This window comes from Pontibacter sp. H249 (genome assembly GCF_037892465.1).
Taxonomy (GTDB): Bacteria; Bacteroidota; Bacteroidia; order Cytophagales; family Hymenobacteraceae; genus Pontibacter.
Window position 1 is genome coordinate 1 of record NZ_JBBKTR010000021.1, and the last position, 24,505, is coordinate 24,505.

The window sequence follows — 24,505 nt, forward strand, 5'->3', positions numbered from 1 at the left end:
GCCTGCCAACAAGACAAGCGCCTCTTCTGATTCAGGACTTAATCAGAACTTAATGCTAAATTTTGCACAAATTCAGTGGAGCTATACTACAGGCATGATTTATTTACCACCCGCTCTGTTCACTTCATCCAGGTTTATACTTTTCTTACCTGACTTAAACTCACTACCCTTGCTGAATCGGTATCGAAGACTGATCTTAAAGCTTTGTGTTCCCCTGTATTGATCAGCTGTAATTGTATTGCCGTCTATGTTTATAGTTCCTGCCATTTGTTTGGTCTTGAAAATATCTGTCACGCTCATGCTCACGTCCAGCTTGTCGTTCATAAAAGAGCGCTTTAGGCCTGCATCTACTCCCCAGTTAGTATTAATCTGGTATAAACCATAGGCCATTGGTCCCTGGTAGCTGGTATTTACCTCTAGTCTTACATCTTTTGGCAGTTGCAGGGTATGCCCGGATTGCAGCATGAAAGACACTTGCTTATTTGCCAGCATTTGCTGATCCATTTCTTTTGTGAACTTCTGATAAACGATCGTAGCTGTATTGTTGGCTTGCCACATGGGCAATATTTGTATCGGTGCTACAATTGTGGCGTTAAAACTCTTCATATCTTCCACATTCTGCTGCTGGAAGTAAGTAGTTTTATCGGTTGCATTCTGTTGTGGTATCTCTGCTATAAAGTCTTTGGTTACAGCATATCCTAAAACCACATTGTAGCGTTGGCTAAAGTTTTGCGTAATATTGAGAGACTTTGTGTACTGCGGCTTTAAGTATGGATTACCTACCACCCAGGAATATGGGTCAATGTAGAATATAAAAGGGTTTAGGGCACTATACTGAGGTCTGTTAATACGGCGGCTATAAGAATAGCTTACCTGGTAGTTATCACTAAGTGTATGTAGAACAAACAAAGTAGGAAACAGCTTAAAATATTCTCTGTATGTAATTTGTTCCATAGTAACGGAATTGCCTTTAGTAAACGTTTGCTCAGCACGAAGCCCTGCCTGTATAGTTAGTTTTTCACCAATAGCGGTGGAATAGGAAACATAAGCAGCTAGAATGTTCTCCTGATAAATAAAGTGGTTACTTCGCTTCAGATCAGATTGCATCTTACCATCTATCTTTATATAAAACTTCAGTTCATTGTCAGAGATCACGCGACTTGCTTTCGCACCTAATTCCAGTTTGCCTGCTTTGCCTACAGCTTTTGTTAAATCTGCTTTTGCAGCATAGATGTCGTAGTTGTTTGGGTTGTCATACATCAGCCTGTTAATGGAAATATCGGCAGGTATACCAAGGCTATCTATACGATTCACGAAAGTGGCATCGTCCTGGCTGTAGAGTCGCACATAATTAAGGTCTGCAGAAAGTGTGGTGCCCAGTGTATCCAGTTTGCCCAGATAATGCAGGTTTAAGGTGCTGTTTTGCTTGTAAGCCTTTCCATTGTTCAGCGCATCAATCAGTACGTCATTTTCCGGATTTCCATCTACCATTTTAGCCAAGGTTCTGATATTGTTTTCTGTGTTGTAAACGGATACATCGGCCATGAAGCCAAGGGTGTGTCGCTGGTTTAGGTCAACGTCTGAGCCTACTCTAATAGTGGGTATTGTTCTTGTTCCTTCCTCTTTCAGGTTCTGGTCAAGGCTGCTGTCCTGCTGGTTCCGGAAGGTGCGCTTCATTTTGTTCGTTCGGAGGTTGGCGCGCTCGGCAAAATCAAAACTAGCAAACGAGCTCCATGCTCCTTTTTTATGATTCACATCAGCACCAGCTGTGTAGCTGTTCAGTTCGTTGTACTGGTAACTGGAATGCAAGCTCCCGTTTAAGCCTGTGTCTTTGTTTTGCTTCAGGTTAATGTTAATGATGCCTGACGCGCCTTCTGCATCATACTTAGCAGATGGGTTAGTAATGATCTCCAGCTCTTTGATGTTTTCGCCAGACACATTTTGAAGCAGGTTTTGCAGTTCCTTACCGCTCAGGTAAACAAGCTTGTTGTTGATCATAACTTTCACATCCGCTTTACCATTCAGCTTCAGGTCGCCGTTCTGATCAATCCAGACACCAGGAGATTTAGATAATATTTCATACGCCGTACTGCCGCCTGCCATAGCAGTTCCTTCCACGTTCACTACCATTTTATCTGCATAGGCAACTACGGTTGGGCGCATGCCTTGCACCACTACCTCCTGCAATACCTGTGTATTTTCTTTTAAAATAGTACTTCCGAAGTCTTTTGTAAAATCTTCGCCGGTTACGTCAAAAGGCGCAGCGTTAAACTGCACATACCCCAGAAAATTAAATCGCAGAAAGTAGGTACCTTTTGCAGGTGATTTGATTTGGAATCTGCCTTCGGCATCAGCGGTAGTACCGTTTACGACGGCGGAGTCAGCAGCTTTTAAAAGGGCTACATTGGCAAAGCCCACCGGCTGCCCCTGCTCATCTTTTACTGCGCCTGTTAAAAAGCCATTTACTTGGCTAAAGCCTGTCTGCGGTAAAGCTGTTATCAGCAGCAGAATGATAATGTGTTGTAAATTTTTCATTTTCATTAAGTTTTATTTGTCCTGAAATCAATTAGTTGATCCAAAGATGTAGCATCACATACAGGATAGAAATCTGTTTCTGATGAAGCCGGACATGAACCGAATGAAATGGGATATGCGATAGTTGAAGTGGGCTTATCAGGTAATGAAACGGAATCAGCAAAGAGGAACCCAGGCTGTTATGATCAATCCCTATACTTGTTTTTGAGCTGCAAAAAGAGTTACTTCGGTCAGGAAATATATGTTAACCTAACCCTACCCTACAGCTAATTTTTTAGTTCTATCTTAAGTAAGATGCGTGACAAGTATAAACCCTTCCTGAGACAGCTTGCAATCGCCGCCCTGACGACAGTGCTTTTATACTACGCTTTGGTGTTTGTACACCAGGGCACCATCTTATTTTTTAACACAGGTATATTAGTGGAGCTGGTAGTTGCTTTTTTCTTTCTGCTGGCCATCTTTGTTGCAAACAGTTTTATTTCGAAGGCATTTTCATCAGGTCCTCTTAGTCGCATTTCAGGCGGCTGGAAAACTGTTTTGGAAGGCATCACGGTAGTAGCCAGCAGCGTTACCCTTTGCTTCCTGCTTTACTATGTTCCTTATAGGCTAGTCTATTACGTGGCAGATGCAGAAGTAAACCTGTTGCCCGAACGGGTGCGCCTGGCCTATGTCATCAGTAGCGTTGCTGCTTTGTTCTTCTATTATTTTGTTGAGCGTGAACGTAACAGGAAAGAACTGCAGGCAGAGCATTTACGCGCTGAGCAGTTGCAGAAAGAAAACTTCAGGGCACAGTTGGAAGCGTTGAAGAACCAGGTAAATCCGCACTTCCTCTTTAACAGCTTAAATGTACTCAACTCACTTATCCATATTGATCCGGACAAAGCAGCAACATTTCTAAGTCAACTCTCGGAAGTATACCGGGCGCTGCTTGATAGTGGTGACAAGCCACTGGTAACGCTTGAAAAAGAACTTGAGCTGGCAAATGCTTACATCTACCTGATGCAGACCCGCTTTGGTGGAAACGTGCAATTCAAAGTAGACGTACCATCCCCCTACCTGCACTTGCAGTTACCTCCTACCTCCCTGCAGATGCTCCTTGAAAATGCTATAAAACACAACGGCTCTACTATAAATAAACCGCTGCACATCTCCATTTATGTTAAAAATGATAAGCTGGTAGTTGAAAACAACCTACAGCCCCGCCTTGATGAGCTAAAATCCACTAAGGTAGGGTTGCAGAACATCATCAGCAGGTATAAGTATTTTACTGATGAAAAAGTAGAAGTAACCCAAACCGAAGGATCTTTTATGGTAGCTTTACCTTTACTTGATGTAGCCCCATATGAAAGTAGTTATACTTGAGGACGAGCAATTAGCAGCCGATGCGCTTTCCGCTCTTGTAAAAAAACTACGGCCACAGACAGAGATTCTCTCGAAGCTGGGTTCTGTGGAAGAAGCGGTACAGTGGTTTACCTTTAACCAGGCTCCCGACCTGATCTTCTGCGACATACACCTCTCTGATGGCAACAGTTTTGAGATTTTCAGGCAGGTAGTAGTTAACTGTCCGGTTATCTTCACGACTGCCTATAACCAGTATGCTATAGAAGCATTTAAGGTAAACAGTATAGATTACCTGCTAAAACCTATCAAGACCGAAGATGTGGCTCTTGCTTTAAAGAAGTATGAAAACCAGCACCGTCCCTTGCCGCTAGAAATACATAACCTGCACCAGTTACTGCAGGCGCAACAACCACAGCAGCAAATAAAATCCAGGTTTTTGGTGAAGCAGGGCCAGGGGATTAAGGCCATTTCAGTGGAAGAAGTGGCTTACTTCTGGGCAGAAGAAGGCGTAGTGTTTCTTGTAACAAAGCAAGTAAAACGCTTTATCATCAACTATACCCTCGACCAGTTGGAAGAGCAACTCGACAGCGCTGTCTTTTTCAGGGCAAGCAGGCAGCTTATAATACACATTGATGCCGTGCAGGAGGTACGCCCCTACTTTAAAGGCCGATTAACTCTTCTCCTACAGCCTACCACAGAGAAAGATGTTATCATTAGCAGCAATAAGGCCTCAGACTTTAAGGTGTGGCTGGATATGTAGTTGCTATAGCAAAATTATATTGTCAAACGATAGGATAGCATGCTCAACTACTCTCCTGCAAGTACAGTTATAAGTTGGCCAAATCCCTGTGGAAAAGGTTCGATAATTCTATCCTACGGGCTACCACAATAAAAAAGCCGCTCTATTTTAAATAGAGCGGCTTTTTTAGTTCAAAATTCATCCCTTTTAGTTGTAACACTCACTTCTATCAAAAACGGATAAGGCTGCAAGAGAGGCTTATATACTGGCAAGCAACTAAACTCCCTTTCGCCTTAGCTGTTAGAAGTTAATTTTCCAATCGTGTACAGTTTCAGTTATCTAGGTTTGACAGGAAAATAGAACACTTCAAATCACTACAGTATTAAAAAAGTGCTTGAGCTCTAGAGCACTTGCATACAGCTCTGCAATGCTAATACGATTTGTCTGCACCCGTTGCTTTCCGTAATAAAATGCTGTGGTCTTACCTGCCGCTAATAGCAGTTAGCTGTTCAACCTCTTCGATTATAACGACAGCTTAGCTTCGTAGTAGTCCCCTGTCTTCAATAATAAACTGCGTTGGCTTTTTATCAGCAATATCAAGTACTTCTATGTTTAAGACATCTTGTGACTGCAGTGTTGTGCCTATATAGAAGCTTAGACCAAAGTCACCTGAAAAAAGGATTTCAGAGCAGGCATGGCTCTTGCCTTACGGTTTCAAATACAATTACCTCATCTCTGAGGATGGCGTGTGAGCATAATAGTACCTCCCTATCAAGTTCCTAAACTATATCCAACCCTACGCTAAAGTTAACCAGCACAACCTCTCTATCTTCAAAATTCACAAACGCAATCGGTACGTTGAAAATGTACACTTTTATACTTACCACATGCTGGAGGGATCCTGCCCTTTCATAGTGATCCAAGCCTTTGTAGCTAATTAGCCTATTTTGGCGTCGCTACTCTTTCTCAGAGACAAGAGAGTATTTAAGAGTGTTATTTTATAAGTAAAAGCGCTACACCTAATATTGCATTTTACTTATAAGGGATCTGATGCTGTGTTGAATATTGTGAAAATATAAATTCAATGTCTTCGCTCTTGATTGGCTTGTGTATAAGCCCTGATACAAGCGGGTATTCTTTCGTTCTTAAAGTGTCTGACAGATCAAGTGAGGAAGTCAGAATATAGATGCGGCACTTCTTCTGTATTTTTAGGTTAAGTTGGGTATAAGCAAGTGCGTCCAAAAAGGCCCAGCCGTCCATAACAGGCATATTTAAATCTAAAAAGATCAGATTAGGAATAGTGTCATCTCCACCCGAACTTAAGGCCTCTAATGCTTCTTCGGCCGAATAGTACGACTTAGTTTTATGTGTTAAACCTTCTAAAGCCAGCATACTCTCAGTAAGAAATATGCTTAGCCTGTCATCGTCAATGAGGAAAATTCTCATGCTATAGTTTTGCGTAAGTAAATTAGAAATTTGGTACCTGCTCCAATTTGGCTCGTTACCTCCACATGGCCCCCGATTGCCTCTAAGTGGGTCCTTACCAGATACAGGCCGATTCCCCTACCTTTTTTGTCAGCATGGAACCGCTTGTAGAGCTTGAAGACATTGCCTTGGGCTTTTTGCAGATCAAAGCCTGAACCATTGTCGGAAAAAGAGATAAGTGTGCCTTTTTCAGTGTTGTTGATACATTTAATAGATACAGCAAGAGCACGTTCTTCGGACCTATACTTAATGGCATTCGACAGCAGGTTATAGAAGACGCTATAGAGGTACGCTTTGTTTGCACTGACACAAAGCCCCTCTGGTATGCTATTAGTTACAACGCCACCGCAGCCACTAAGCGAAGCATGTAAAGAAGAAACTACCTGCTCAATGACCGGCCTGACACTAACATCCTCTGTTTCCAGATTCCCTTTGCTATCCCGTATACTAAGGATGGTGTTCATGTCCTTCATGACCGTGTCAAGTCGGACGATACTCTCTTTCAGATTAGCAAGCGAGAGGTCAAACATGTCCGTATTTCTATCAGCCCTCGTCAGCAAGTCAGCAAGCCCTAGGGCATTGGCCACCGGGGCCCGAAGGTTGTGCGAGACAATGTAGGTGAACTGCTGCAGGTCACTGTTTTGATTGTTTAGGTCTGTCGTGAGCTTTGAAAGCTCTAACTCCTTCTCTTTTAGCAGAGTGATTTCTGTGTGAACTTCAATGAATCTTGACGGCTCCCCGTTCTCATCAAAAATGGCTGTTATGTCTACACTCACCCATGCCTCCTCACCGCTTTTCTTGTGAATAAGCTCTTCAAAGGAAACCGACTCTCCCTTCAGGAGCTTTTCTTCCAGTAAATTAAAAGCCTTGCTCCCTTGGCTGTGTTTATGCAGCAACTCAGACGGTGTATTGCCAGCAGCCTCTGGCGAGGTATAGCCAGTCAGTTTTGAAAAACCTTCGTTCACCCATTCAATCTTCCAGTCTCTATCAGCTATAATCACACCATTATTCGTCTTGTTTGCAACCAAGGATAGTTTCTCTAGCTCCTGTTGTATTTCCTTCCTTTCTGTGATATCCTTTTGTATAGCAATAAACTTGATAACCTGACCAGAATTATCTCGAATAGGCGTAATGTCCATAGAGAACCACACCTTTTCCCCTGTCTTTCTGTAGTTGATGATGTTGGTGTTGAAAGGCACTGCTTTATTGAGCATTTCACGCATGAACCTTACAGTCTTTTGGTCAGTTTCAGCCCCATGCAAAAGGGAACCAGGTCTCCTACCGATTATCTCGGCGGCTGAATAACCGGTGAGATTTGTAAAGCCCTCGTTCACCCATTCCGTCAATCCTTCCGCACCTGTGATGATAACCCCATGCGTTGTCTTGCTTGCCACCAGCGAAAGCAACTCAAGTTCTTGCTGATACTTTTTCATAGCTGTAATGTCAGTTTGCAAACTGACATAGCCTGCTAATCTTCCGTCTTCCCCAAGTATAGGGTTCTCCTTTATGGATAGCCACAGGTCTTTCCCGTCTTTTGTCTTGTTGAGCACCTCAAAAGCAATTGGCTGACCATTGATCACCTGCTCCTTTACCGCAGCTAGACCAGCCTCGTCTGTCTGTTCGTGGGCAAGGAACTCAAGAGGCATTTTCCCTACTGCTTCCTCTAAACTGTAACCGGTCAACTTAGTAAAGCCTTCGTTTACCCATTCAACTCTCCTGTTAAGATCCAAAATAACCACGCCGTTCGTTGTGCTGCTTGCCACAAGTGAAAGCCTCTTTACTTCTTGTTGTGCCTTAACTTTATCTGTAATGTCGCTGAAGTAAATAGAGATTCCTTCTGTCGATGGAAAAACTTTCAACTCGAACCAATTCCCATGTTCAGGAGAGTAAGCATCGAAATGCGCACTATTCCCTGTCTCCATTGCCTGCCTGTAGTTCCTGTAAAACTCAGTGTTGCCTTCATTAGGATACAGTTCAAAGAAGGTTTTGCCTACAACATCTTCTTTCCTAAAACCTGTAAGACGTTCAAACTCATTATTAACATAGGTGTATTTCCAATTCCGATCGATTGTACAGAAAGCGTCCGTAATACTCTCAAAAATTGTGATGAGCTTGCGCGCATGCTCTTCTGTGGCTTTGTAGAAATTAACCTTTGCCGTAATGTTTTTGACAACCGTGTACACGCCCTTCACTTTGCCGTTGGCGCTCATTGGTATTTTAGTGATGTCCAGCACCAACTCTCCATGGCCTTCAAAAGTAGAACTAAGCTCAAACCTTACTATTTTGCCCTCACATGCGTCGCTCAGATGCTGCATGCAAAGCGTGACAGTATCAGGAGGTATAAAATCCGTTATATGCTTTCCTATAATTTCTGCTCTGGGTATACCAAAACTTCCTTCGGCTGCTTTGTTTGCGTCTAGAATAACGCCTTCCCTATCTTCAATCAGAACAGTGTCTGGATTCTCTTCAAACATAGATCTGAACAGCTGCTCACTCTCCATTAGCCGTTGCCTGTCCAGATACTTTTCCGTGACATCTCTGGTGCTAGTTACCAAGGCACAAACTGCCGGATTGCCTAGTTGATTGCTCAGAGAAGTCTCAAGCCAGCGCCACTCACCGTTTGCGTGTTGGAACCTGAAATCTGGAATCGCATCGTGGTCTTCAGATGCCAGGACCAGCGCTAATTTTTCTTCAACCAAAGGCAAATCATTTGGGTGGACAAGTGTCAATGCGTTAACCCCGATCAATTGATCTGGTGAATATCCCAACAATCTGGCTGTTGAACCGCTACTGTAAGTAAACTCAAGGTTTGCGTTGAACAGGGCTAGCATGTCGGAGCCGTGTTCACAAAGAGCCTGATGAGGTTCATCCTTTCGAAAAATTAACCCTGCATTGGGCTTCTGATTTGTTATCTCCCGGCCCACAAAGTAGAGAACATTATCTTCTTCTGACCATACTACTGACCAATGAATATAAACCACAGTCCCGTTCTTGTGGATGTTTCTGTTACAAAAGGTAGTTTTAGGTACATTCTCGAGTAGCTCCCTAATGGCTGCGTTCGTACGCTCTATCTCTTCGGAATGCAAAAACTCAGAGATATGTTGCCCTAGAAGCTCTGATCTCTGGTAGCCCAAGGTGCTTTGACATGCCTCGCTGATATATACGATGAAACCTTCTCTGTTTATGCTTCCGAATAAATCCGACGACAGGTTAAGCATTTTCTCAAACACTGTTTTATCCCCCTTCAACATCTGCTTATTAAAGTTATATTTTACCCCTGAATTTAAACATCAATATAATTCGTATACACCAACTATAAGAAAAGCTGCATTTCGTTTTAAATCTCAAGTTTGGCAAATAATTGACAAGGGTAAGTCTTTTTTTTTCAATATCATCACATCCAATAAATTTCAATGTTACATCCTATTAGTTTATTGGTTTTGTTATATTACCACAAATACAATGATGATATATGCAGCATGTTATAAGGTTTAGGATAATGTGAACGGCTACTCCTCCTCTCTCTAGAAAAATGCTGAGGACACTAAAATCTCTGTGGAAATGGCTCGATAATTCAATTCGTTGATTTACTAGAAAGAACTTCCATTAGTACTGAACTTCTTTGCACAATCTAAATGCTAAAGCAGCTTGCCGTTTAGCTCCTGAAAAATCATGATGTTATAGGATTTGGGAACGGGCAAAAAGCTAACCTAACAACTCTTGTAAATTTAGTCTCTATCGCCCAGTGCAGATCGGTGTTTAGAGACAAAAAATACTGGTTAGTCTAAAAGTTTAGAAAAATGAATACTGGTACTTTGCATTACCTAGTACCATTTATAACTTTATACTGCTTGGTGAATATATTAACTCAACCAAAATAGTAGTTAATGCAGATAGGATAGTCGGAGTATGTAACTGCTCCTGCTGTCTTAAACAGCCTTATTTAACCTTTAACAATTCTAAACAACTAAAACTATGACAATCAAAAAAGTTTACTTACTGGTGCTGTGTTTCTTTGGGAGTATGGTATTAACTTCTGCCCAACAAACCAAAATGATCAATGTTGGTGATCACTCCCTTGAGATGATACAGGCAGGTACTGGCACATATACCGTCATATTTGAATCAGGCTTTGGGACGGACTACAAAGTATGGGGCAACGTGGCTGCGGAAGTCATGAATTCAAACCAGGTCATGCTGTATTCAAGAGCCGGAACAGGTAAGTCAGAAGCAAACCCGAAACCTCAAACACTCGAGACAGCGGTACAGAATTTAAGCACTCTTATTGAGCAGGCAAGGCTGAAACCGCCCTTCATTCTAGTAGGCCATTCCTACGGTGCCTTCATCATCAGGTTATACGCGGCGCAGCACCCAGATAAAGTGAAAGGACTAGTATTCGTTGATCCGGCGCATGAGAAAATGATGCAGGAACTGAAGAAGGCAGATTATGCCAAAGCGGTAAAAGACATAGAACTTCAGAACAGCTTTATGCCAGACAAATTCAAGCAGGAGAATGAAGCTATGAACAGGATCTTCGATAAGGCTGCTTTGCCTGATTATGGGAAGCTGCCGCAGATACCTGCTGTGGTACTTACCTCGGTGCAGAAAAGGCCCAGTCCAGAATTGTTTCTTCACGAGCCCAAAGGCGTAGAAGTATGGCGAGCACTGCACAGTGAGTTGTTCGGCCAGTTCACTAGCGGCGCCCATATAATAACAGCCAATAGTGGCCATAACATACATAGAGAGGAGCCGGAACTGGTGATTAATGCCATCAGCCAGGTGGTGCAAGCGGCAACAAAAGAAAAGGCCCTGCAGGAGCACGAGGCTAAAATGATGGCCTTAGAGGGTCAGTTTGTGCAGGCTGCCGCGTACCTAAAACAGCTAAAAGAACCCAAAGCCGAAGAAGTAGTGTTTGATGGGTTAAAAAGTTCCGGGTTCGGCGAGCGCACTATCAACACCATCGCCTACCAGTACCTTAACAACCCCGCCACTATGCCTGTTGCGCTGCTTATCTTTAAGTATAATACCCAGGCTTATGCTGCCTCGGCTAATGCATTTGATAGTTATGGGGAAGCATTGCTTAAACAAGGAAGACTAAAACAGGCTGAAGAGCAATTTAACAAAGCTATCGAACTCGCTACCTCTGCAAATGACGCCTCCACACTTAAAAACAGTAAAAGTAACTTGGAAAAGATCAAGCAGCTAAAAAAGTCTAAAAGATTGCAAGGATAGTAGTTAGATACATTATTAAAACCATCAATAATATAAATCTTAACAAGTAAGCGCCTAGACTTCTTTATTGTATAAAACGGTCCTGTACATAAACATGTATAATTTAATAAACTATTTTAGGTTAATAAGTTTAGTATGGATTAATTACTGCCACTGCTCCGAATTTATAGTGTAAAGTATAAACTAAATAAATAAGGGTACCTATTTTAATGGGTACCCTTATTTATTTAGTTTCCCAGCAGCTTTTGGAAAAGATAAAATCTTCGCCATTAGCTGCGGCACTTACTTTATATCAAAACGATCTAGGTTCATCACCTTATCCCATGCTTTGATGAAGTCTTTGATAAAGCGTTCTTTTGAATCTGAACAACCATAAACTTCGGCAATAGCACGCAGTTCCGAATTTGATCCGAAAATTAAATCAACCCTGCTACCGGTCCATTTTACTTCGCCAGTTTTACGGTCACGGCCTTCAAACTCATTAGCGGCTTCCGAAGTCGCCTTCCAGGTAATACCCATGTCGAGTAGGTTTACAAAGAAATCGTTTGTAAGGACTTCAAGTTGGTTTGTAAACACACCTCGCTTGGATTGGTCATAGTTGGTATTAAGCACACGCATACCTCCTAACAAAACGGTCAGCTCAGGTACTGTAAGACTCATGAGTTGCGCGCGGTCAATCAGCATCTCCTCTGCTGAGGCAGAAATGTTATCGCGGTTTCTGTAATAGTTACGGAACCCGTCTGCATTTGGCTCCAGTACAGCAAATGCGTCCCAATCAGTTTGCTCTTTTGTAGCATCCGTACGTCCGGGTGAAAACGGTACTTTAACTTCATACCCAGCATCTTTGGCAGCCTTCTCAATACCCGCGCAACCTCCAAGTATAATCAGGTCAGCCATAGAGATCTGTTTGCCATTGTTCTGTGTATGATTAAACTCCTGCTGTATGCCTTCATAAACCTCAAGCACTCTTCCCAGTACAGTCGGGTTGTTTACTTCCCAGTACTTTTGTGGCTCCAAACGAATTCGTCCACCGTTTGCGCCTCCTCTCTTATCAGAATCGCGGTACGTAGAGGCCGATGCCCACGCAGTAGAAACTAACTGAGAAACGGAAAGTCCTGACTCCAGTATCTTGCTTTTCAGATTAGTGATGTCATTATCGTTGACCAAATCATGAGTTACGGCCGGGATTGGATCTTGCCAGATTAATTCTTCTTCAGGTACTTCCGGACCAAGGTAGCGGGTAATAGGACCCATATCCCGATGCGTCAGTTTATACCATGCCAGCGCGAATGCATCTGCAAACTCATCTGGATTTTCTAAAAAGCGTCTGGATATTTCACCGTAAGAAGGATCATCACGCAAGGCGATGTCGGTGGTGAGCATAAAGGGAGCATGTTTTTTAGAAGGATCGTGTGCGTCAGGCACGGTACCTTCGCCTGCATCACCCTTTGGCTTCCACTGATGAGCACCTGCCGGGCTTTTCGTCAGTTCCCACTCGAACCCGAACAGGTTTTCAAAAAAATTGTTGCTCCATTTTGTCGGAGTAGTGGTCCAGGCACCTTCCAAACCACTCGTAATAGTATGTTCTGAATGTCCTTTGCCTAATGTGTTTCTCCAGCCAAGTCCCATTTCTGCAATGTCGGCACCAGCAGGTTCTACACCTACATAATCGCGCGGGTCGCCGGCGCCATGTGTTTTACCAAAAGTATGACCACCTGCAATTAAGGCAACGGTTTCGTAATCATTCATGGCCATACGACCAAAGGTCTCACGAATGTCCTGCGCTGCAGCAAGCGGATCAGGGTTACCATTCGGCCCCTCTGGGTTTACATAGATTAACCCCATGTGAGAAGCGGCTAACGGGTTTTCCAGCACGCCACCTGCATGTCTCTCTTTATTTCCTAACCACTCTCCTTCTGATCCCCAGTAAATATCTTCCTCCGGCTCCCAAACATCTACCCTTCCGCCGCCAAAGCCAAAAGTTTTGAAACCCATTGATTCGAGGGCGCAGTTACCTGCCAATATCATCAGGTCTGCCCATGATATCTTTTTGCCATACTTCTGCTTGATAGGCCAAAGCAGCAAACGAGCTTTATCAAGGTTAGCATTATCTGGCCAGCTGTTCAGGGGGGCAAACCGTTGTGATCCTGAACTGGCTCCGCCACGTCCGTCGGCAATGCGATAAGTACCTGCGCTATGCCAAGCCATCCTAATAAAAAGCGGACCATAGTGCCCATAGTCTGCCGGCCACCAATCCTGTGAATCTGTCATCAGGTCATAAAGATCCTGCTTTACAGCATTTAGGTCTAGTTTTTTAAACTCCTCTGCATAGTTAAAATCCTCTCCCATAGGGTTAGATTTTGAAGAATGCTGATGCAGTATCCGTAGGTTTAACATATCTGGCCACCAGTCGCGGTTTGATCTTCCGCTACCTGCCGTAAAATGTACAGCTCCACCCATAAAAGGGCATCTTCTGGATTCATTGGTATCCCATACTGGGGTGTTAGGGGCTACATGTCTGTCTTTTTTATGTTCCATGGTTAAGGTTAAAAAAGTTTAGAGATGGATATGATCTTGATGTTATTGCAGTATTTATACTCAATATACTCTTTTAAGAAAGTGATAGCTAATTTTAGTAATTCTAAAAATCTATTTGATCATAGATAAAAACTATAATGTGTTATAATTTATAGTTATCCGATAAGTATAATGAGCTATCTTTTATCCATAAAAAAGATTGAATTACTATACGGAAGATCTCGTTAAAGATACCTTTGATGTTAATCATCTATTTAAGAAGCTAATAAAAAGATGCGGCTAATGTGAGTTCGATAAGCCAACTGAAGTTGCAGGTTGAATAACTTGGAAGGTTATACTTTATGTTTTGAAATTTGCTGTTACTCGCACAGCTCTTAATTTAGAAATGTTAAACTTTGATTCGCATGTGAGTAATTTTATTTCACGGCTCCAATAGTGTTAAAGGCTCCTAATCGTGGTAAGTATAAACCAAGACTATAAGTATTCGGGGGATTCGGTTTAAAGATTAAATGGCTTTTGCCGATGCCGCAAATTTTATGTTTACAGACTTGGCAACAACAGAGTAGTAAGATCGGAGATAAAAAAGCATGTTACCAGGAACGCTGACCTTAATAAATTTATTAAAGGTGTGTTCATGGTAACATGCGACAGTTTACTTGAGATTAATCAAATTTAATCCAAAGTGTGTATCTATTTTAAATAGTTAATTAGTTTGACTCAACATACTTTTTAAAGTTATCAAGTATAGCCTGCCAACCAGTTTGCTGCACCTCCGCCGGGAAAGTATCTTCCGCCTCAAAGGTTTCTATTATATGTGTTGTGCTGCCATTATCGGTAAAAGAAATGCTTACTTTTCTGCCATCCAGGATGGTATACTTAATTAACTCGTGCGCTTTTACAGCAGTATAAACACCTTCGAAATCAAAACGCATACTTTCGTCTTTGGCAGCCATGGTAGTTTTAAAGTTACCACCTTCCCGTAGCTCATTATCAGCGTATGGTGCATGCCATTCATCGGAAGCGAAGGCCCAATTAATAATATGTTGTGGCTCTGCCCAGTACATCCATACTTTTTTTACAGGTGCGTTTACAATCGCTTCAATGGTGATGGCTGTTTTGTTCATAGTCTCCATATTGTATTTGCTTTGTGGTTTTATGATAAATTTAAATTCTTAATTATAGATGCTTTTTAAGCGAGCATACCTCAGTAGTAATACTTCAAACTTAGTAGGTTTACCCATCATAAAGCCTGTGTAAAAACGACAAATTAAGGGCGCTTTGCGACAGTAATATCGTATATTAGATTTATGAAAAGTGTATCCATTTTAGTTACTGAATCATCAGTAATGCAGGCTATTGCAGACCCACGCTATTTATTTACAGCTGTAAATCAGTTTTTAGTAGAAGCAGGTAAGCAGCCCTTTTTTAATGTGCAAATAGTTGGGTACAGCAGTGAAGTAAAGCTAAACAATGGCATTTTTACAGTGCACCCTGATCAGTTACTGCAAGAGGTGCATCAAACAGACCTCATAATTATACCTGCACTAGCTGGCAACATGGCTGGCGCTGTGGCGGCAAACCAACCATTCGTTCCCTGGATTGTTGAGCAATATCACAAAGGCGCTGAAGTAGCCTCACTTTGCGTAGGTGCTTTTCTGCTGGCTTCTACAGGACTATTAACTGGTAAAAAATGCTCTACGCACTGGGGCTTTGCCGATGCATTCAGGGAGATGTTTCCAGATGTGGAAGTAACGGACGGAAATATTATAACCGAAGAAAACAGGCTTTACTCGAGTGGCGGCGCCAATTCTTATTGGAACCTGCTGCTGCACCTGGTAGAAAAGTACACGAACCGCGAAACAGCTATACTTGCCTCTAAATATTTTGCCATAGATATAGACCGTAATAGCCAGGCAGCTTTTGCGCTTTTCAAAGGACAAAAAGATCATAACGATGTTTCAGTAATCAAGGCTCAGGAGTATATCGAGAAAAACTACAACGATAAAATAACTGTAGAACAGCTGGCTGATAAAGTAGCTTTAGGCCGGCGAAGCTTTGAACGCCGCTTTCAGAAAGCTACAAACAACTCGGTGCTGGAATACATGCAACGGGTAAAGATGGAGGCCGCCAAACGTAGCTTCGAAACCAGCAGAAAGAACATTAACGAGGTAATGTTTGATGTGGGTTATACTGATACAAAAGCCTTTAGAACCATCTTCAAGAAAATAACCGGCCTTACCCCTATTGAGTATCGTAATAAGTATAATAAAATGGCCCGGCATAAACCACAGCACGATGTAATATAAAACTTTGCGAACAATATTAATTATCTCTCTAAAGTAGTTTAAAAGTATAAATTCAAGTTCAAAACCAAGCCTATAACCACACTAAATTTTTAATCTGCTTAGGCATTGAATGAAGTAGCTAGGTACAAATACTTATAAATTGCCTCAAGTAAATATGCTTAGCCAATGCTGTTTATTTTATACTTTTGCCAGGTGTAGGAAACAGAAATTCTGCACCTAAACCAACAAAAAAATTATCTTGAATTTACCTCTTAGTAAACAAGTAAAGGCCATTGCTATTTACCAGATAGTTGGTGGTTTACTTGGCATTGCGCTTACGGTGTGGGTTCTGTTTAGTGGCGAAACAGTAATAGACCAGCTAAACTTGCGCATAAGCTTATTTGCCGGTGCTCTCTATGTCTTTTCTATACTTTGTGGCCGCATGTTGTTCCGCAATTTACGCCGTGGGCTTATACTTTCAATTGTCAATCAGTTGCTGCAGGTCGTGTATATTTCCATCGGTACCTTTGGCTTTCAGTATGTGGCTGGTTTGCGAGTGGGCATAGGAGTTGATATGGTGGCTGGATGGATTTTTAAGTTACGGTTAGCTTTGTCCTCGTTTCATTTTAACTTAGGCATTGATAACGGTCAAAAGTTTATTGGTTTAAACTTGGTGGCACTTTTTATGATTTTCTGGTTAGAGCGCTTACTAGAAAAGGAAAAACAATCTTAGCTGCAGTTGCTCTGGGCATTGCACAAAGTATAAAACGTATATTAATAGAAAAGTCCCGGAATTTAGCTTCCGGGACTTTTTTTATGAAATTGACGATGCTAGTGCGGATTAACGTAGGCAGGATCACCTCCGTCATCATCCGGAAGGTTGCCACCTTGAGCACGTAACTGGGCCAGCCCCTTCTTTCCATAGGCTATTCTTGTGATAACCACATAAAGAACCGGCACTACGAAAATGGCCAGGAACGTAGCAGCCAACATACCTCCTATCACTACCCAACCAATTGTTTGGCGTGATACGGCACCTGCACCGCCTGCTAAAGCCAGCGGAACCACACCAAGTATAAAGGCAAGCGAAGTCATGATAATCGGGCGCAAACGCAGCTTTACAGCCTCAATAGTTGCCTCGATTAGCTCCATCCCACTATCTACGCGCTCTTTGGCAAACTCCACGATCAGGATAGCATTTTTTGCGGCCAAACCGATCAATGTAATCATACCGATTTGCGCATACACGTTGTTATCTAGTTTGGGCAGCAATGTAAGGGCAAGTATAGCTCCGAACATGCCTAGTGGTATTGCAAAAAGTATAGAGAACGGCACCGACCAACTTTCGTAAAGAGCAGCCAGCAACAGCAGTACCAGTATAATAGAAAGTGAGAAGATATAAATCGTACTCGCACCTGCTGCACGCTCTTCGCGGCTTAGGCCTGTAAACTCGTACCCATAGCCAGCTGGTAGTACCTGCGCCGCTACTTCTTCCAGTGCATCCAGTGCCTGGCCACTACTGTAACCTGGAGCCGCACTGCCGTTAATGTCTACAGAACGGAAAAGGTTATAGTGCGAAATTACTGCGGCATTTTCTACTACACGTGATGTTACCAAAGCGCTCAATGGCACGGCCTCCCCTTGTCTGTTCATTACATAAAACTGATTCAGGCTTCCGATATCCATACGATAGGTTGTATCAGCCTGCGCTACCACCCTGAAGTTTCGGCCGTAGCGGGTAAAATCATTCACATAGCGACTACCCATGTAAGTAGACATTGTGGTGTAAATATCGGCAATATTCACACCCAGCCTTTTTGCCTTTTCACGATCTACATCTATATGGTAGCCTGGTGTTTTGGCTGTGAAAAAACTAAAAGCCATACCTATTTCCGGACGTGCATTGGCTGCTGCCAGGAACTGCCCCATCACCTGTTCCAGCTCCTTTACGTCTCCGGCCTGGCGCTGCTGCAACACAAAGGTAAAACCTCCCGATTGTCCCAGACCTGGTATGGCCGGTGGTGCCACTAATCTGATATTGGCCTCCTTTATACCTGCTATTTTCTGCTGTACTTCAGCCATTACACCATTCAGGTGCGACGCCTCATCCTTCCGCTGATCCCACGGCTGCAGCTGCACAAAGAAGGTACCGCTGTTTGACTTAAAGGAGAAGTTTATCGCATTAAGACCGGCAATAGAAGTATAATTACGAATAGCTTCTACAGAACCTAATTGTTTGCCAACCTCTTCTAGTATAGCCGACGTTCTGCTCATAGAAGCACCTTCCGGCAACTCCACCGACACAAACATACGGCCTTCGTCCTCAGATGGAATAAAGCCTGTTGGTTTGGTTGCAAAAAGCCCGAAGGTGCCTGCATAAATACAAGCCAAAATAATGAGCACCAGCGGCGTTGCCTTTATACTTTTGCGTACCCCCACCGAGTAGTTCTCGGTGGTGCGGGCAAACCAGTTATTAAAGTTATAGAAGAACTTGTTGATGCCACGTGAGTTCTTGTTAACGTTCATCGGCTTCAGCATCAGCGAGCAAAGTGCCGGTGTAAGCGTAAGCGCCACAAACGCAGAGATCAACACTGAAATAGCGATTGTAATAGCAAACTGCTGGTATAACCTACCTACGATACCTGGTATGAAGCCAACAGGGATAAACACGGCGGCAAGTATAAGCGCGATGGCAATTACCGGAGCCGTGATGTCTTTCATGGCCTTACGGGTTGCCTCTCTGGCTGACAACTTCTCGTGGTCTATATAATGCTGTACTGCCTCCACTACCACAATAGCGTCATCTACTACTATACCAATCGAGAGCACGAAACCAAACAAGGTAAGCGTGTTGATGGTAAAGCCTAAAGGCAGGAAGAATACGAACGTACCAATGATGGATACGGGAATAGCAAGTATAGGCACAAGGGTAGCACGCCAGCTCTGTAGGAACAGGAATACCACTATAATTACAAGTATAAGCGCCTCTACCAGCGTTTTCACCACCTCATTAATAGACACCTGCACTACCGATACCGTCTCAAACGAAACGATATAGTCTACATCAGCTGGGAATGTCTTTTTTAGATTATCAAGTGCCGCATAAACACCTTCGGCGGTTTCAAGGGCGTTACTACCGGGTGCCTGGTAAAGCAGCATCATGGTAGCAGGATTACCGTTAATTTTGGACTGCCTGCCATAATCGAAACGGCCAAATTCGATACGTGCCACATCACGCAGATATACTACAGAGCCATCCGCAGGATTTGTTCTTATGATGATATCACCGAACTGCTCTTGTGTTTGGAGCCGGCCAGTAACTGTAATCGGATATTGAAACGCCTGCGTGTTATACTGCGGCGCACCCCCAACTGTACCAGCTGCTACCTGCAGGTTCTGCTCTTGAATCGCAGCAGTTATTTCGTTGGCACCAATGTTATACTGCGCCAGCTTATCTGGCTGCAACCATAGGCGCATACTAAAGTCTTGGCCAATAGAGGTAATGTCTCCTACCCCGCTCACACGCATCAAGGCATCTTTGATGTAAATGTTCGTGTAATTGTCCAGGAACTGTATATCATGGGTTCTTTTGGGTGAATAGATACCTATTACCATCATGATACTTGGATTACGCTTGCGCACCGTTACGCCCAGTCGCCTTACCTCTTCCGGCAACGTAGGTTGTGCTATACTTGCCCGGTTCTGCACGTCCAGCGTAGCAATATCAATGTCGGTACCCACCTCAAAAGTCACCGACATGTTCATCTGCCCGGTACTTGTATTGGTAGATGTAATATAAGCCATACCTGGCGTACCGTTGATCTGCGTCTCTACTGGTGTTGCCACAGATTGCTCTACCGTTAAGGCATCGGAGCCAGTATAATTTGCTGATACTGATACTGTAGGTGGTGAAATATCCGGGTACTGCGTAACTGGCAAATTCATCATGGCCAACACACCCACCAACACGATCACAATCGAGATCACCATGGCAGTGACAGGCCTTCTTATAAATACTTCTGATATCATGTTTCTAACTTAATCTCATCTGAAGGTTGTCAAATTACTTCGAAGCACCTGCCTGTGGCTGCTCCTGCTGCGGTGCATCCAGCTGAACTTTGGCTCCCTGGCGCAGGCGCTGTATACCTTCCGTCACAATTTGCTGCCCTTCCTTTAAGCCTTCGCGTACCACAATGTTGCCGTTAACACGCGTGCCCAGTTGCACATTCTGCTGCACCACCGAATCGCTCTGCACAACATACACAAAGTACTCACCTAGTTGTTCTGTTACCGACTTAAAAGGAATCACGATCTGCTCCCCGATGTCTTGGTTCAGCACATCTAGGCTCACCGTCATACCTGGCACCAATTTTTCTTTCGGGTTCGGGAATTGCACACGCACGGTAGTAGTACCTGATTGGCGGCCAATGGCGCGATCAATAGCTACCAGTTTACCATTGTGCTCGTATTGCTCACCATTAGAAAAGCGAAGCGTAAAAAGTGAATCCGGCTGACTGCCGCGTTGCAAATTGCTAAAACGGCCAATTTCACTTTCATTGATCACAATATCAACTGCGATCGGATCAGACGAAGATATTGTGTTGAGCAGTGGCTGACCCGGAGATACCTGTGCTCCTACCCTTACTTGCGATATACCAATCACGCCGGTAAATGGTGCATTGATAACCGAGTAGTTTAGATCTGTAGATGCGCTACGCACTTGTGCCTGTGCAGCCGTAACCTGTGCTCTGGCTGTTTGCACATCGGTGCGGGCATAATCTACCTGCTGTTTTGCAATAGCATCGCGCTCAGCCAGTCGTTCGTAACGCTCCAGGTCTTTTTCGGCACGTGCCAGGTTTGCTTTGGCGCTTTGCAAGTTTGCCTGTGCTTGCTGTATACCTGCCTGGTATTTATTAGGGTCTATCTCATACAGTTTTTGGCCCTTGCTTACTCGCTGTCCGTCCTGCACGAAGATATTAGTAATATAACCTGATACTTGCGGACGGAGCTCCACCTCCTGCAGCGCCACAACAGTTGCCGGATACGTGTCTTTACCCGTAACGCGTTCTTGCTTTACCTGGTAAGTGTTTACCGGAACAGCCATAGCCGCAGGGTTCATCTGCTGCTGGCCGGCATCGTCACCACCACACGATATAAGTATAGCTGAGCTACTGATGGCTAAAAAGAGCCAGGCGTATTTATTTTTCATTCTGTTTTATCTGATTTTATCGGTTGATGTCTATATTACCTAAGGCTCTCTGCAGGTCAAGCTTGCTTGAAAGCACATTGTAAAGGGCATTGTAGTAGTTAAGCTGAGTTGTGCGGAGGTCTGTTTCCGCTACAATAAGGTCTACATAAGCCTTCACTCCTTCGTCGTACTGCAGTTTGATGATCTCATAAACCTCTTCTGCCATTTCCAGATTTTGCTGCACGGTTAGCCACTCAGTGTAATTGCCTTTATAGTTTGCCATGGCAACCTGGTATTCGGTGTTAATGGCTCTGCGGGTATCTTCAATCTCAATATCTAAGCGGTCTTCCTGCAACTGCGCAATTTTCACATTCTGCAGTCTTCTGGTACCTTGGAAAATCGGCAGCGATACCTGTAAGCCTACGGCAGATGTGGGGTAATGCTGGTCGTACAGATTTTCGAAGTCGTTGTTGAAGTACTGCAGGTTATAGTTGCCGAAGGCAGAAACTGTCGGCAGAAAGCTAAGGCGATTATAAACCGTGTTAAGGCGTAGCAGGTTGCGCTGAGTTTGTAGTTGCTGTAATTCTACTCTCCTTTCAAAAGCAACCAGTTCGGTAGTATCTGCCTGCACCTCCTGTTCCATGCGGCCATAACTGTAAGTCAGGTTTAATTCCTGCTCTACCGGATAGCCCATCAATTGTTTTAAGTAAGCTACGCTAGCTTTTATACTTTCCTGCACACGCTTACGGTCTGAGCGAATGTTAGCTAAGGTAATGGCAGCACGCTGGTAATCGGTTTTATCAACCAGGCCTACATCGTAGCGGCTACGGGCATCATTATACTGCTTTTCCTGACGCGCAATATTCTGGTCTAGTATACGGAGCTGCTCCTGTGTTAACAGCACATCATAAAATGCCTTACTAACTTCTACTACTGTATTGATGCGGGCATCAGTGACTTGCTGGTCCAGCAGAGCTTTTCTTGAACGCGCTGCCCTTGATGCAAGTAACAGGTTGCTATCGAAAATGCTCTGCGTTGCCTGTAAAGCTAAACTCGAATTATAATTCTGGCCAAATGTGATAATCTCACCACCAATAGGTTGTTGAGGTCTTTTTATATTGTAAGTGCCTCCAAAGTTGGCCATGATCTGCGGAAACCACCCTGACAGGCTGGCCCTGATTTCTCTTTCTCCGATGGCCTCGTCGATAACAGCCTGCTCTACGGCCGCCCTATTCTCCAGTGCATAGCTTACACATTGCTCAAGCGTCAGGCTATCCGTGGCATCAATGCCTTTCTCCTGCGCAAACAAAACGCCAGGCACTAGTAGAAAAGAAACAAGTAAATATTTAAAACAAGTAGTTAGTTTCATGTACAAATTTGATGTTCAGCTTATTGGATGAGTATTTAACGTGCCGCCACAGGTTCTGATACTGCAGCAGCATTTATACTTTTTTAGTGTAGCTAGTATAGGCTATAAATCATATTTTCGTGTTTAAACATTGTTAAAAGTATAAAAAAGTTGCCCAAGCCTAAGCTGTACGCTTTATACCATCCCATAGCAGCAGCTGTAATTGCTCCAGGTCCGACTGCTCGAGTTTCAATCTTCCAAACCCTGTGAGCTTAGCTGCAGATATGATACTGCTGTGCACATGTGTTGCCAAAATTTTAGGGCTTACCTCCCTCAGTTCCCCTTCCCTGATGCCTCGTTCAAAGAACTGAAACAACAACGAGTAAAATTTGTCTTTTTCGATCGGAGGTCTGGTAGTATCGTAAGGCGAGTTTACAAATTGCTCGAAAAACTTTAGTAGGTCTGTGTTATCACGGTAAAAAGTATAAAGTCCCATCCAAAGCCTAAAAAAGCACTCTTCAAACGGAATAACAGCACAATTCTCACGCTCTACCACAGCAATAGCCTGCTGCTGCGCATAGTCAAATAACTCACAAATAAGCTGCTCTTTGCTCTCAAAGTAATGGTAGATTGTACCGGCCGCTACACCGGCATGTTTGGCTACCAAGCTCATAGGAGTACCATGAAACCCATTTTCTCTCACAAGTTCCAGCGTACTTTTAAAAATGGCTTTCTTCTTTTCAGCAATTGGCTCCATAACTCCTAATTACCCCAATTGAACGTTCATTCGGGCGTACAAAAGTAGCAGATCATTCTAAGTTGTAAAAACAATTTCGGCGTAAAACCAAGATTAACAGCTAAACGACTTAAAAGCCATATTATAAAACCTGAATGGTTTTGGTGCACGTAAAACAAGATATAACACTTTATTAATTAAACCCACAGCCATGGCATTCGCACATGAAATCCGCCACCCTCATCGCATTAACAGCGCCAATAACCCCATTTGGATGGATGGCCTCCGTGTTATACTTGGTATGTTTCTCTTCTTGAAAGGCGTCTTGTTTTTAGAACACACTACTGATGTATTCTACATTTTTAGTTCGAGCCAAGAGTTGCTTTCCGAAGGCAAAGCTCACTTTCTTACCAGTGCAGTACATATTGTGGGAGGACTGATGATTATGGTTGGAATGCTGACACGCCTGGCCCTGCTCTGCCAGATACCTATACTTTTAGGGGCACTGCTTATTGTAAACCCCCAACAGGAAAGCGGACTCAGCTTACAGAACACGGAGCTTATACTTTCGCTGGCTGTAACAGTACTTGTAGTATTTTTTATGGTGAAAGGCCCAGGCCGATATTCTGTAGACAACAAAATCCTGAGGCAAAGAAATGCAAAAGACGTACCCCAAGTATAGTATAAAACTCAGCCTCTGCTAACTTTTCCTTTCAGGTCCCAGTGGCTTTTCTGTATTTCGTCTGATCCGGGTTTTCGTACAATCTTACGCACATAACGCTCTCCGTCAATGTTGCCGTCTTCCCTTATTTTGCCTATAAAAAGTGTGACGGGTTCCCCTCGCTCATTGGTTATGTAACTGATATCGTTTCCCATAAAAGTAGCATTCATACGTTCTTGTGGGGCATAAATCTTGCTCAATATTTTTTCCAGTTTAGGGCTTAGCGGCATAGATTTTCTTAGTTGAGTAACAAAGTATGCGTATAGATACGGCCAAAGCAGTTGGCAGTTAATCAACCTGATTTTAATAATGGTCGCTCCAAATAACCGGCTTATACTTTTTATATGCACTGCCTTA

The 24,505-nt window shown here is 43.4% G+C and carries 16 protein-coding genes; 6 read left to right on the plus strand and 10 right to left on the minus strand.

The features are described from left to right. Nucleotides 1-99: 99 nt before the first annotated feature. On the minus strand, nt 100-2,535 hold the full coding sequence (locus tag WG943_RS19495) for an outer membrane beta-barrel family protein (protein WP_340411548.1): 2,436 nt from the start codon (nt 2,533-2,535) through the stop codon (nt 100-102). A gap of 294 nt (nt 2,536-2,829) precedes the next feature. Here WG943_RS19495 and WG943_RS19500 point away from each other — a divergent pair, with 294 nt between their 5' ends. Together WG943_RS19500 and WG943_RS19505 are read left to right on the plus strand one after the other, a co-directional pair. Beyond that, a complete protein-coding gene (locus WG943_RS19500) occupies nt 2,830-3,897 on the plus strand; it encodes a sensor histidine kinase (protein WP_340411550.1) in 1,068 nt (355 codons plus the stop codon). Next, nucleotides 3,878-4,636: a LytR/AlgR family response regulator transcription factor gene (locus tag WG943_RS19505; RefSeq protein ID WP_340411551.1), complete on the plus strand. Its 759-nt coding sequence runs from the start codon at nt 3,878-3,880 to the stop codon at nt 4,634-4,636. The genes WG943_RS19500 and WG943_RS19505 overlap by 20 nt, the downstream gene beginning before the upstream one ends. 1,011 nt (nt 4,637-5,647) lie before the next feature. On the opposite strand, the gene WG943_RS19510 is transcribed toward WG943_RS19505, so the two are convergent. Both WG943_RS19510 and WG943_RS19515 read right to left on the minus strand, forming a co-directional pair. After that, nucleotides 5,648-6,061, minus strand: coding sequence for a response regulator (locus WG943_RS19510; RefSeq protein WP_340411553.1), 414 nt, complete (start codon nt 6,059-6,061; stop codon nt 5,648-5,650). Then, nucleotides 6,058-9,351 carry a PAS domain S-box protein gene (locus tag WG943_RS19515; RefSeq protein ID WP_340411555.1) on the minus strand — a complete coding sequence of 1,098 codons (3,294 nt, stop codon included), beginning with the start codon at nt 9,349-9,351 and terminating at the stop codon, nt 6,058-6,060. The genes WG943_RS19510 and WG943_RS19515 overlap by 4 nt, the downstream gene beginning before the upstream one ends. 724 nt (nt 9,352-10,075) lie before the next feature. Here WG943_RS19515 and WG943_RS19520 point away from each other — a divergent pair. Next, nucleotides 10,076-11,332, plus strand: coding sequence for an alpha/beta fold hydrolase (locus tag WG943_RS19520; protein WP_340411557.1), 1,257 nt, complete (start codon nt 10,076-10,078; stop codon nt 11,330-11,332). 282 nt (nt 11,333-11,614) lie between these two features. Here WG943_RS19520 and katG read toward each other — a convergent pair whose 3' ends face one another. Together katG and WG943_RS19530 are read right to left on the minus strand one after the other, a co-directional pair. After that, nucleotides 11,615-13,870: a catalase/peroxidase HPI gene (gene katG, locus WG943_RS19525; RefSeq protein WP_340411559.1), complete on the minus strand. Its 2,256-nt coding sequence runs from the start codon at nt 13,868-13,870 to the stop codon at nt 11,615-11,617. A 707-nt stretch (nt 13,871-14,577) separates the two neighbouring features. Continuing rightward, on the minus strand, nt 14,578-15,003 hold the full coding sequence (locus WG943_RS19530; protein WP_340411560.1) for an SRPBCC domain-containing protein: 426 nt from the start codon (nt 15,001-15,003) through the stop codon (nt 14,578-14,580). A gap of 174 nt (nt 15,004-15,177) precedes the next feature. On the opposite strand from WG943_RS19530, the gene WG943_RS19535 reads away from it, so the two are divergent. Both WG943_RS19535 and WG943_RS19540 read left to right on the plus strand, forming a co-directional pair. After that, nucleotides 15,178-16,176 carry a GlxA family transcriptional regulator gene (locus tag WG943_RS19535; protein ID WP_340411562.1) on the plus strand — a complete coding sequence of 333 codons (999 nt, stop codon included), beginning with the start codon at nt 15,178-15,180 and terminating at the stop codon, nt 16,174-16,176. 238 nt (nt 16,177-16,414) lie between these two features. After that, on the plus strand, nt 16,415-16,888 hold the full coding sequence (locus tag WG943_RS19540) for a hypothetical protein (RefSeq protein ID WP_340411563.1): 474 nt from the start codon (nt 16,415-16,417) through the stop codon (nt 16,886-16,888). Between the two features lie 98 nt (nt 16,889-16,986). On the opposite strand, the gene WG943_RS19545 is transcribed toward WG943_RS19540, so the two are convergent. From WG943_RS19545 to WG943_RS19560, 4 genes are all read right to left on the minus strand, one after another. Next, nucleotides 16,987-20,184, minus strand: a complete 3,198-nt coding sequence (locus WG943_RS19545; RefSeq protein WP_340411564.1) for an efflux RND transporter permease subunit — start codon at nt 20,182-20,184, stop codon at nt 16,987-16,989. A gap of 34 nt (nt 20,185-20,218) precedes the next feature. Then, on the minus strand, nt 20,219-21,364 hold the full coding sequence (locus WG943_RS19550) for an efflux RND transporter periplasmic adaptor subunit (protein ID WP_340411565.1): 1,146 nt from the start codon (nt 21,362-21,364) through the stop codon (nt 20,219-20,221). 16 nt (nt 21,365-21,380) lie between these two features. Continuing rightward, on the minus strand, nt 21,381-22,712 hold the full coding sequence (locus WG943_RS19555) for a TolC family protein (protein WP_340411566.1): 1,332 nt from the start codon (nt 22,710-22,712) through the stop codon (nt 21,381-21,383). A gap of 160 nt (nt 22,713-22,872) precedes the next feature. Beyond that, nucleotides 22,873-23,448 carry a TetR/AcrR family transcriptional regulator gene (locus tag WG943_RS19560; protein WP_340411568.1) on the minus strand — a complete coding sequence of 192 codons (576 nt, stop codon included), beginning with the start codon at nt 23,446-23,448 and terminating at the stop codon, nt 22,873-22,875. A gap of 190 nt (nt 23,449-23,638) precedes the next feature. Here WG943_RS19560 and WG943_RS19565 point away from each other — a divergent pair, with 190 nt between their 5' ends. Next, complete coding sequence (locus WG943_RS19565; protein WP_340411569.1) at nt 23,639-24,109, plus strand: DoxX family protein; 471 nt, start codon at nt 23,639-23,641, stop codon at nt 24,107-24,109. Between the two features lie 8 nt (nt 24,110-24,117). Here WG943_RS19565 and WG943_RS19570 read toward each other — a convergent pair whose 3' ends face one another. Further along, entirely contained in the window at nt 24,118-24,348 is a 231-nt protein-coding gene (locus WG943_RS19570) for a hypothetical protein (RefSeq protein WP_340411570.1), read from the minus strand. Nucleotides 24,349-24,505 lie beyond the last annotated feature (157 nt).